This is a genomic window from Pseudomonas sp. OA65, assembly GCF_017498305.1.
GTDB classification, from domain to species: domain Bacteria; phylum Pseudomonadota; class Gammaproteobacteria; order Pseudomonadales; family Pseudomonadaceae; genus Aquipseudomonas; species Aquipseudomonas zanjanensis.
Genome location: NZ_JAGDEZ010000005.1, coordinates 78901 through 88915 on the forward strand (window position 1 = coordinate 78901; position 10015 = coordinate 88915).

The 10015-nt window shown below is 63.0% G+C and carries 10 protein-coding genes; 6 read left to right on the forward strand and 4 right to left on the reverse strand.

Features of this window, described 5'->3' with window-relative positions; genetic code table 11:
* Positions 1–162 precede the first annotated feature (162 nt).
* The 3 genes from mreD to mreB all read right to left on the reverse strand — a co-directional run bounded on the left by mreD (position 163) and on the right by mreB (position 2960).
* Positions 163–651 (reverse strand): rod shape-determining protein MreD, encoded by a 489-nt coding sequence (mreD, locus tag J3361_RS05965; protein ID WP_003197820.1) that lies wholly within the window; start codon positions 649–651, stop codon positions 163–165.
* A complete protein-coding gene (gene mreC / locus J3361_RS05970) occupies positions 648–1781 on the reverse strand; it encodes a rod shape-determining protein MreC (protein WP_207963434.1) in 1134 nt (377 codons plus the stop codon). Before mreC ends, mreD begins: the two co-directional genes overlap by 4 nt.
* Positions 1782–1922: 141 nt before the next feature.
* The gene (mreB, locus tag J3361_RS05975) at positions 1923–2960 is read right to left on the reverse strand and encodes a rod shape-determining protein MreB (protein WP_002555108.1); all 1038 of its coding nucleotides are present in this window, start codon (positions 2958–2960) and stop codon (positions 1923–1925) included.
* Between the two features lie 214 nt (positions 2961–3174).
* Here mreB and gatC point away from each other — a divergent pair, with 214 nt between their 5' ends.
* The 6 genes from gatC (at position 3175) to J3361_RS06005 (ending at position 8458) form a co-directional block, all read left to right on the forward strand.
* Positions 3175–3462, forward strand: coding sequence for an Asp-tRNA(Asn)/Glu-tRNA(Gln) amidotransferase subunit GatC (gene gatC / locus J3361_RS05980; protein ID WP_003197816.1), 288 nt, complete (start codon positions 3175–3177; stop codon positions 3460–3462).
* Between the two features lie 16 nt (positions 3463–3478).
* Positions 3479–4930 (forward strand): Asp-tRNA(Asn)/Glu-tRNA(Gln) amidotransferase subunit GatA, encoded by a 1452-nt coding sequence (gatA, locus tag J3361_RS05985; protein WP_207963250.1) that lies wholly within the window; start codon positions 3479–3481, stop codon positions 4928–4930.
* 10 nt (positions 4931–4940) lie between these two features.
* Positions 4941–6386: an Asp-tRNA(Asn)/Glu-tRNA(Gln) amidotransferase subunit GatB gene (gene gatB, locus J3361_RS05990; protein ID WP_207963251.1), complete on the forward strand. Its 1446-nt coding sequence runs from the start codon at positions 4941–4943 to the stop codon at positions 6384–6386.
* Between the two features lie 206 nt (positions 6387–6592).
* Complete coding sequence (locus tag J3361_RS05995; RefSeq protein WP_207963252.1) at positions 6593–6970, forward strand: septal ring lytic transglycosylase RlpA family protein; 378 nt, start codon at positions 6593–6595, stop codon at positions 6968–6970.
* 49 nt (positions 6971–7019) lie between these two features.
* Positions 7020–8081 (forward strand): calcium/sodium antiporter, encoded by a 1062-nt coding sequence (locus tag J3361_RS06000; RefSeq protein WP_207963436.1) that lies wholly within the window; start codon positions 7020–7022, stop codon positions 8079–8081.
* Positions 8078–8458, forward strand: a complete 381-nt coding sequence (locus J3361_RS06005) for a carboxymuconolactone decarboxylase family protein (protein ID WP_053118452.1) — start codon at positions 8078–8080, stop codon at positions 8456–8458. The genes J3361_RS06000 and J3361_RS06005 overlap by 4 nt, the downstream gene beginning before the upstream one ends.
* 142 nt (positions 8459–8600) lie before the next feature.
* Here the strand turns inward: J3361_RS06005 and J3361_RS06010 are convergent, their stop codons facing one another.
* Positions 8601–9542, reverse strand: coding sequence for an AEC family transporter (locus tag J3361_RS06010; RefSeq protein WP_207963254.1), 942 nt, complete (start codon positions 9540–9542; stop codon positions 8601–8603).
* Between the last annotated feature and the right edge of the window lie 473 nt (positions 9543–10015).

Below are 10015 nucleotides of genomic sequence, written 5' to 3' on the forward strand. Positions count from 1 at the left end.
AGCGAAGCGAGGCTGCGATCTTGTCCCACACAATTGAGTCGCAAGCGAAAGATCAAGATCAAAAGATCGCAGGCTTCGCCAGCTCCTACAGAGCCCGGCGGGATTCAATCTTTGGCCACAGGGATGTAAGTCATCAAAAAAAGTGTCGATATCCTGAGCGAATCAATTGATTTTGAAACGCAGGCGCAGGCCACGCAAACCGAAGCTGACCCACGGCCAGAGCAAGGCGCTGACCAGGGCTGGCAAGACCAGCGCCAGGGTCGGCTGGCGATTGCCGGTCAGTGCGCTGAGCCACAGCTGCACCAGTTGCGCCAGGCCGAAGATCACCAGGATTACCAGGCATTGCTGCCACATGGGGAACATCCGCAGGCGTTGTTGCAGCGACAGCACCAGGAACGTGATCAGCGTCAGGATCAAGGCGTTCTGCCCCAGCAACGTGCCGTAGAGCACGTCCTCGGCCAGGCCCAGGCACCAGGCGGTGACCATGCCGACCTTGTGGGGCAAGGCCAGCGCCCAGAAGGCCAGTAGCAGGGCCAACCACAGGGGACGCAGGATCTCCATGAATTGCGGCAGCGGCGAAACGCTGAGCAACAGGCCGATGGCGAAGGTCAGCCAGACCATCCAGCCGTTACCGGATTGGGTACTGCTCATTCTTCTCGTGCTCCCCTGGGCGCCGGTGTAGCGGCGGGTGTCGAGGCGGGTGGCCGGGCCGCTGGCCTCGCAGGCTGGGACGCCGGTGCGTGGGCGGCCGGCCTGGCAGGTGCCGCGGCAGGCGTGGCGGGTGCGGTCGACGGCGTGGTGGTCGGCGCACTCGTAGCGGGTGTTGCCGCCTGAGGCTTGGGCACCGTGGCCGGCGCTGCGGGTGCAGGCGCGGGCGTCGCCGGAGAAACCGACTCGCCGCCCTGCCGATCCTGGGCCTCCTGGGCCACGGCGGCGTCGTTGGCGCGCTCTTCGGGCGTACGGTTGTCGCTGAAGACCAGCAGCAGATAGCGGCTGCGATTCAATGCTGCCGTCGGCACCGCGCGGACAATCGCGAAAGGCTGGCCGGAGTCATGGATGACTTCCTTGACCGTCGCCACCGGATACCCGGCCGGGAAACGCTGACCGAGGCCGGAGCTGACCAGCAGGTCGCCTTCCTTGATGTCGGCGGTGTCGGCTACGTGCCGCAGTTCCAGGCGTTCCGGGTTGCCCGTACCACTGGCAATCGCCCGCAGGCCGTTGCGGTTGACCTGTACTGGGATGCTGTGGGTAGTGTCGGTCAGCAGCAGCACCCGCGAGGTGTAGGGCATCAACTCCACCACCTGGCCCATCAGGCCCCGGGCGTCGAGCACCGGTTGGCCGAGGACAACGCCGTCGCGCTCGCCCTTGTTGATGATGATGCGGTGGGTGAAGGGGTTGGGGTCCATGCCGATCAACTCGGCCACTTCGACCTTCTCGTTGACCAGCGCGGAAGAGTTGAGCAACTCGCGCAGCCGCACGTTCTGCTCGGTGAGGGCCGCCAGCTTCTGCATGCGCCCCTGCAACAGCAGGTTTTCGGTCTTGAGTTTTTCGTTTTCGGCAACCAGTTCGGTGCGGCTGCCAAACTGGCTAGCGACACCTTGCCACAAGCGCTGCGGCAGGTCGGTGATCCAATAGGACTCCATCAACACCAGCGACATCTGGCTGCGTACAGGCTTGAGCAGCGTGAAGCGGGCATCGACCACCATCAGCGCGACCGATAGCACGGTCAGCACCAGCAAGCGCACGCCCAATGAGGGGCCTTTGGCGAAAAGCGGTTTAATAGGCCGCTCCTCCCAGGCAAATGTTTTCTTTATTCATACGGCATCAAACCGGCCTGGATACGAATGACAGAAGATAAACGCCAACGGGCAGCACTGCAAAGTGCTGCCCGAGCGCAAACAACATAGACCACTGCGCCAGACTTATTCGCTGGAGAGCAGGTCCATGGTGTGCTTGTCCATCATTTCCAGCGCACGGCCACCGCCGCGGGCAACGCAGGTCAACGGGTCTTCGGCAACGATCACCGGCAGGCCGGTTTCCTGGGCCAGCAGCTTGTCGAGGTCACGCAACAGCGCACCACCACCGGTCAGCACCAGGCCACGCTCGGCGATGTCCGAGGCCAGCTCCGGCGGCGACTGCTCCAGGGCGCTCTTGACGGCCTGGACGATGGTCGCCAGCGACTCTTGCAGCGCTTCGAGCACTTCGTTGGAATTGAGGGTAAAGGCCCGTGGAACGCCTTCGGCCAGGTTGCGACCGCGTACGTCGACTTCGCGCACTTCACCGCCCGGATAGGCCGTGCCGATTTCCTGCTTGATGCGCTCGGCGGTGGATTCGCCGATCAGGCTGCCGTAGTTGCGACGCACGTAGGTGATGATCGCTTCGTCGAAACGGTCGCCGCCCACACGTACGGATTCGGCGTAGACCACACCGTTGAGGGAGATCAGCGCGATTTCAGTGGTACCGCCACCGATGTCGACGACCATCGAGCCGCGGGCTTCTTCCACCGGCAGGCCGGCACCAATGGCAGCGGCCATCGGCTCTTCGATCAGGAACACTTCACGGGCACCGGCACCGAGGGCCGATTCACGGATGGCGCGACGCTCAACCTGGGTGGACTTGCAGGGCACGCAGATCAGCACACGTGGGCTGGGCTGCAGGAAACTGTTTTCGTGAACCTTGTTGATGAAATACTGCAGCATCTTTTCGCAGACGCTGAAGTCGGCGATCACGCCGTCCTTCATCGGGCGAATGGCTGCGATGTTGCCCGGTGTACGGCCCAGCATGCGCTTGGCTTCCGTACCGACAGCCACGACACTTTTCTGGTTACCGTGGGTGCGGATGGCCACGACCGAGGGTTCATTCAGGACGATACCGCGCTCGCGCACGTAAATAAGGGTGTTGGCAGTGCCCAGGTCGATGGAAAGATCGCTGGAAAACATGCCACGCAGTTTCTTGAACATGGGAAAGGGACCCTAGGCAACGCGTGGGTAAAAAAGTGCGGCAAACTCTAACAACGACAGGGATTTTGGGCAAGGCGCCAATATGTTAAATTGGCCGCTTTTCTGTGCACCAAACACCGAGATCGCGGCCGTAGGACCGTAGAAATGCGGTAGTGTTCCGACAATCTAACACACGGACAGACTGCGTCCGTTTTGTTTTCCACTGGAGAATCCCATGGCACTTGAACGCTCCGACGTGGAAAAAATCGCTCATCTGGCCTGTCTGGGCCTTAATGAAGCCGATCTTCCACACATCACTTCTGCCCTGAACAGCATTCTGGGGCTGGTCGACGAGATGCAGGCGGTCAATACCGACGGCATAGAACCGCTGGCCCACCCACTGGAAGCCAGCCAGCGCCTGCGCGCCGACGTCGTGACCGAGTCCAATCACCGCGAGGCCTACCAGTCCATCGCACCAGCGGTCGAAAACGGCCTGTACCTGGTTCCGAAAGTCATCGACTAAAGGAAAAGAGCCTCTCATGCATCACATGACCCTGGCCGAGATCGCCCGCGGACTCGCCGATAAAAAGTTTTCCTCCGAAGAGCTGACCCAAGTCCTGCTGGCGCGCATCGCCCAGCTCGACCCGCAGCTCAACAGCTTCATCAGCCTCACCGAAGAACTGGCCCTGAGCCAGGCCAAGGCCGCCGACGCCCGGCGCGCCAAGGGTGAGACCGGCGCCCTGCTCGGTGCGCCGATTGCCCACAAGGACTTGTTCTGCACCCAGGGCATCCGCACCAGCTGCGGCTCGAAGATGCTCGACAACTTCAAGGCCCCGTACGATGCCACCGTGGTCGCCAAGCTGGCCGCCGCCGGCACCGTGACCCTGGGCAAGACCAACATGGACGAATTCGCCATGGGCTCTGCCAACGAGTCGAGCTACTACGGCGCGGTGAAGAACCCGTGGAGCCTGGAACACGTACCGGGCGGCTCGTCCGGCGGTTCCGCCGCCGCCGTGGCCGCGCGCCTGTTGCCGGCCGCCACCGCTACCGACACCGGTGGCTCGATTCGCCAGCCAGCAGCATTCACCAACCTCACCGGCCTGAAGCCGACCTACGGTCGCGTTTCGCGCTGGGGCATGATCGCCTACGCCTCCAGCCTCGACCAGGGCGGCCCACTGGCGCGCACCGCCGAAGACTGCGCGATCCTGCTGCAAGGCATGGCCGGCTTCGACCCAAACGATTCCACCAGCATCGATGAGCCCGTGCCGGACTACAGCGCCAGCCTCAACGGCTCGCTGCAGGGCCTGCGCATCGGCGTGCCGAAGGAATACTTCAGCGCCGGTCTCGACCCACGCATCGCCGAGCTGGTCCACAACAGCGTCAAGGAGCTGGAGAAGCTCGGCGCGGTCATCAAGGAAATCAGCCTGCCGAACATGCAGCACGCGATTCCGGCGTACTACGTGATCGCCCCGGCGGAAGCGTCCTCGAACCTGTCGCGTTTCGACGGCGTGCGCTTCGGCTATCGCTGCGAGAACCCGGAAAACCTGGTCGACCTGTACAAGCGCTCCCGTGGCGAAGGCTTCGGCGCCGAAGTGCAGCGCCGGATCATGGTCGGCGCCTACGCGTTGTCCGCCGGTTACTACGATGCCTATTACCTCAAGGCGCAGAAAATCCGTCGCCTGGTGAAGAACGACTTCATGGCCGCCTTCAACGAGGTCGACATCATCCTCGGCCCGACCACGCCGAACCCGGCCTGGAAACTCGGTGCCAAGAACAGTGACCCGGTCGCCGAGTACCTGGAAGACGTCTACACCATCACCGCCAACCTCGCCGGCTTGCCGGGCCTGTCCATGCCGGCCGGTTTCGTCGACGGCCTGCCGGTGGGCGTGCAACTGCTCGCGCCGTATTTCCAGGAAGGCCGCCTGCTCAACGTGGCGCACCAGTACCAGCTCAATACCGACTGGCACACCCGCACCCCAACCGGCTTCTGAGGAGAAACACATGCAATGGGAAGTCGTGATCGGGCTGGAGATTCATACCCAGCTCACCACCCGGTCGAAAATCTTTTCCGGTAGCTCCACCACATTCGGCTCCGAGCCCAACACCCAGGCCAGCCTGGTAGACCTGGGCATGCCCGGCGTGCTGCCGGTGCTCAACGCCGAAGCGGTGCGCATGGCAGTGATGTTCGGCCTGGCGATTGACGCCGAGATCGGCCAGCACAACGTGTTCGCCCGCAAGAACTACTTCTACCCGGACCTGCCCAAGGGCTACCAGATCAGCCAGATGGAGCTGCCGATCGTCGGCAAGGGCCACCTGGACATCGCCCTGGAAGACGGCACGGTCAAGCGCGTCGGCATTACCCGGGCGCACCTGGAAGAAGACGCCGGCAAGAGCCTGCACGAAGAATTCAACGGTGCTACCGGCATCGACCTGAACCGTGCCGGCACGCCGTTGCTGGAAATCGTCTCCGAGCCGGAGATGCGCAGCGCCAAGGAAGCCGTGGCCTACGTCAAGGCCATCCATGCGCTGGTGCGCTACCTGGGCATCTGCGACGGCAACATGGCCGAAGGCTCGCTGCGCTGCGACTGCAACGTGTCGATCCGGCCGAAAGGCCAAGTCGAGTTCGGCACCCGCTGCGAGATCAAGAACGTCAACTCGTTCCGCTTCATCGAGAAGGCGATCAACAGCGAGATCCAGCGCCAGATCGAACTGATCGAGGACGGCGGCAAGGTCATCCAGCAGACCCGCCTGTACGACCCGAACAAGGACGAGACCCGTCCGATGCGCAGCAAGGAAGAAGCCAACGACTACCGTTACTTCCCCGACCCGGACCTGCTGCCAGTGGTCATCGAGGATTCGTTCCTCAATGAAGTGCGCGCCACACTGCCGGAGCTGCCGCCGCAGAAACGCGAGCGCTTCCAGGCGCAGTTCGGGCTGTCGAGCTATGACGCCAACGTCCTGGCCACCAGCCGCGAACAGGCCGATTACTTCGAGAAAGTCGTGAGCATCGGTGGCGACGCCAAGCTGGCGGCCAACTGGGTGATGGTCGAGTTGGGCAGCCTGTTGAACAAGCAGGGCCTGGAAATCGATGAGTCGCCAGTCTCCGCCGAGCAATTGGGCGGCATGCTGGTGCGGATCAAGGACAACACCATTTCCGGCAAGATCGCCAAGATGGTGTTCGAAGCCATGGCCAATGGTGAAGGCAGCGCCGACGAGATCATCGAGAAGCGCGGCTTGAAGCAGGTCACTGACACCGGTGCGATCAGCGCCGTGCTCGATGAAATGCTCGCGGCCAACGCCGAGCAAGTCGAACAGTACCGCGCGGCAGACGAAGCCAAGCGCGGCAAGATGTTCGGCTTCTTCGTCGGCCAGGCCATGAAAGCCTCCAAGGGCAAGGCCAACCCGCAACAGGTCAACGAACTGCTGAAAAGCAAGCTCGAGGGCTGATTGCCATGGAGCCAGTCTTCCGATCTGGCTCAATCCCCTGTGGGAGCGAGCCTGTGGGAGCAAAGCTTGCTCGCGATGAAGACACCTCGATCCATCAGTGGACCGCGTTATCGTTTATCGCGAGCAAGCTTTGCTCCCACAGGTTTTGCTCCGACTGGCTTTGCTCCCACAGGCCAGCTCCCCTATCTGTAGTTGGAACCCCCTTGATGAAGCGTCTCCTCGGCGCCTGCGCCCTGCTGTCCCTGCTGGCCGGTTGCGCCAGCCAGAGCGGGACGGTCGATCCACACGGCTACGACCAGACCGGCGTCGCTTCTTATTACGGTGCCAAGCACCACGGCAAACGCACCGCCAGCGGCGAGCGTTTCAACCAGCATGGCCTGACCGCCGCCCATCGCCAGTTGCCGTTCGGCACCCGGGTGAAAGTCACCAACCTGAAAAACAACGACAGCGTCGTGGTCCGCATCAACGACCGCGGCCCGTATACTCGTGGCCGTTTGATCGACGTGTCCCGCGAAGCCGCCGAGCAACTGGGCATGTTGCGCAGCGGCACCGCCCGGGTGCGCGTGCAAGCCCTCGACGACTGATAGACGGAGCCCGGCCATTTCCCTACTCACCGCCCTACCGCTGCTCAGCCTGATCGAGTTGTTCGGCGCCCTGCTGTTGCTGATTGGCGGCGCCGAACTGCTGGTGCGCGCCGCCGTGGGCTTGGCGGCACGCTTGCAGGTACGGCCGCTGATCATCGGCCTGACCGTCGTCGCGTTCGGCAGCAGCGCGCCACAAATGGCCGTCAGCCTGCAGGCGACCCTCGCGCAGAACGCCGACATCGCCGTGGGCAGCGTGATCGGCAGCAGCATCTTCAACATCCTCGTCACTCTGGGGCTGTCGGCGCTGATCATTCCGTTGCGCGTCTCGCGCCAACTGGTGCGCCTGGACATCCCGTTGATGATCGGCGCCAGCCTGCTGGTGTTCGTGCTGGCCTGGAATGAAGAACTGACCCGGTTGGACGGCGTATGGCTGCTGGTGGCCCTGGCGGTGTACCTGGGCCTGTTGCTGCGCCAGTCCCGGCATTCGGCGCGACCGCACCCGGTGGGGGGCGACGTGGCCCACATGTCCTGGTTCAAGAGTGTGCTGATGATTGCGGCGGGCCTGACCATGCTGATTTTCGCCGGCCACCTGTTGCTGGGTGCGGCGGTGGAAGTGGCGACAGACCTCGGGCTTTCGGAACGCATCATCGGCCTGACCATCGTCGCCGTCAGTACCTCGCTGCCGGAGCTTGCCACTTCGTTGATCGCCGCCTTGCGCGGCCAGCGGGACATCGCCGTGGGCAACGTGATCGGCAGCAACCTGTTCAACCTGCTGGGCGTGCTCGGCGTGACCGCCCTGGCCGCGCCCACGCCGCTGTCGGTCTCACCGAACGCCTTGGATTTCGACCTGCCGGTGATGCTCGGCGTGGCGGTGCTCTGCCTGCCGGTGTTCTATTCCGGCTACCGCGTCACCCGTGCCGAAGGCTTGCTGTTGCTGGGCTTGTACGCGGTCTACGGGCTGCACGTGGTGTCGTTCACCACCGGCATGCCCCTGGCCGGCCAACTGGAACGGCTGATGCTGTTCTATGTGTTGCCGGCCTTGCTCGCATTCTTGCTGTTCACCTCCCTGCGCGCCTGGCGCCGCCAACACCACAAGAGGGATTTGCCATGACCGACACTCCAAAGACCGGCCTGGACATGCGTCGCCAGGTCATGGGCGACGCGTTCGTCGACCGCGCCCTGGGCAACGCCACCGACTTCACCCAGCCGCTGCAGGATTTCGTCAATGAGCACGCCTGGGGCAGCGTCTGGAGCCGCGAAGGCCTGCCGCTGAAGACCCGCAGCCTGATCACCCTCGCCGCCCTCACCGCCCTCAAGTGCCCGCAGGAACTCAAGGGCCACGTGCGCGGCGCGCTGAACAATGGCTGTACGGTGGAAGAGATTCGCGAGGCGTTGCTGCATTGCGCGGTGTACGCGGGCGTGCCGGCGGCGATCGATGCGTTTCGGGCGGCGCAGGAAGTGATCGACGCTTACCAGAAACCTGAGTGAAGGCCCAAGCCTTGCGGTGACAGGCCAGGCCCCTTCGCGAGCAAGCCCGCTCCCACATTGACTGCGTTTTTCCATGGGAACGCGGTCGAATGTGGGAGCGAGCCTGCTCGCGAAAGATCGAAAGAACGCTGCAAACCTGAGGCTAGATCCACCCACCCCACTGCAACACAAAGATCCCCAGGTTGGTGGTAATCGCCGCCATCAGCGTGGTAATGACGATGATCGCCGCCGCCAGCTCATGGTTGCCATTGGCCGCCCGGGCCATGACATAGCTGGCGGCGGCGGTAGGGCTGCCGAAGTACAGGAACAGGATCCCCAGTTCCGCCCCGCGAAAGCCCCACAGCCATGCGCCTAGCGTGGTCACCAGCGGCAAGCCGACCATCTTCACCAGGCTCGAACTCAGGGCCATCTTGCCGCTCTTGCGCAGGGCCGCCAGTGAGAGCGTGCCGCCGATGCAGATCAATGCCAGGGGCAAGGTCATTTGCGACAGGTACTTGGCCGAGGTCTCGAACCAGTTCGGCAGGCCGATCTGCCAATAGGCGAACGGCGCGGCGGCGATCACGCTGATGATCAGCGGGTTGCTGATCACGCTTTTGCAGATGCTCCACGGATCGGACTTGATCACCGGACTGTAGACCGCGAGCACGATGGTCGACAAGGTGTTGTAGAACAGGATCACCAGCGCCGCGAGAATCGACCCCAGGGAAATCCCGTAGTCGCCGTACATGCTCGCGGCCAGCGCCAGGCCGATCACCCCGTTGTTGCCGCGAAACGCACCTTGGGTGTAGATGCCGCGATCCTCCCGCGGGCAACGCCAGATCGCCCAGCCCCAGGCCATCGCAAAGCTCACCAGGGTAGCAATGGAAAAATAGATCAGCAGGTCCGGTTGCAACGCCGCATGCAGGTCGGCATGCAGGATCCCGAGGAACAACAGCGCCGGCATGGTGACGTTGAACACCAGGGACGAGGCGATGTGGATGAAGTTGTCGTTGATCCAGTTGATGCGCTTGAGCAGCGTCCCCAGAAACAACATGGCGAACACCGGCGCGGTGACGTTCAGGGTTTCGAGGAAAATTGCCAGCATGCCGGGGACCTTGAGAAGGGTGTCGTTAGGTGGCTAATGATAAGCCACTCACGGCATTGGCGTCTGGTCGAGCCTCTTCGCGAGCAGGCTCGCTCCCACATTTATTCTGCGCTGAACACAAAATCCACATTCACTCCACATCCCCCTGTGGGAGCGGGCTTGCTCGCGAAGACGGCAGCACATCCAACATCAATGCCAACTGAACCACCGCTTTCGCGAGCAAGCCCGCTCCCACACCGGTTCTCCTGCGTTCGCAAAACTCACACTCCCCCCACATCCCTGTGGGTGCGGGCTTGCTCGCGAAGACGGCAGCACATCCAACATCAATGCCAACTGAACCACCGCTTTCGCGAGCAAGCCCGCTCCCACACCGGTTCTCCTGCGATCGCAAAACCCACACTCCCCCCACATCCCTGTGGGAGCGGGCTTGCTCGCGAAGACGGCAGCACATCCAACATCAATGCCAACTGAAC

Coding starts and splice junctions, on each gene's coding strand:
- mreD (WP_003197820.1), bottom strand. CDS start 651: ATGAGCAGTACCCAATCCGGTAACGGCTGGATGGTCTGGCTGACCTTC.
- J3361_RS06005 (WP_053118452.1), top strand. CDS start 8,078: ATGACCGACACTCCAAAGACCGGCCTGGACATGCGTCGCCAGGTCATG.
- J3361_RS06010 (WP_207963254.1), bottom strand. CDS start 9,542: ATGCTGGCAATTTTCCTCGAAACCCTGAACGTCACCGCGCCGGTGTTC.
- gatC (WP_003197816.1), top strand. CDS start 3,175: ATGGCACTTGAACGCTCCGACGTGGAAAAAATCGCTCATCTGGCCTGT.
- gatA (WP_207963250.1), top strand. CDS start 3,479: ATGCATCACATGACCCTGGCCGAGATCGCCCGCGGACTCGCCGATAAA.
- mreB (WP_002555108.1), bottom strand. CDS start 2,960: ATGTTCAAGAAACTGCGTGGCATGTTTTCCAGCGATCTTTCCATCGAC.
- gatB (WP_207963251.1), top strand. CDS start 4,941: ATGCAATGGGAAGTCGTGATCGGGCTGGAGATTCATACCCAGCTCACC.
- J3361_RS05995 (WP_207963252.1), top strand. CDS start 6,593: ATGAAGCGTCTCCTCGGCGCCTGCGCCCTGCTGTCCCTGCTGGCCGGT.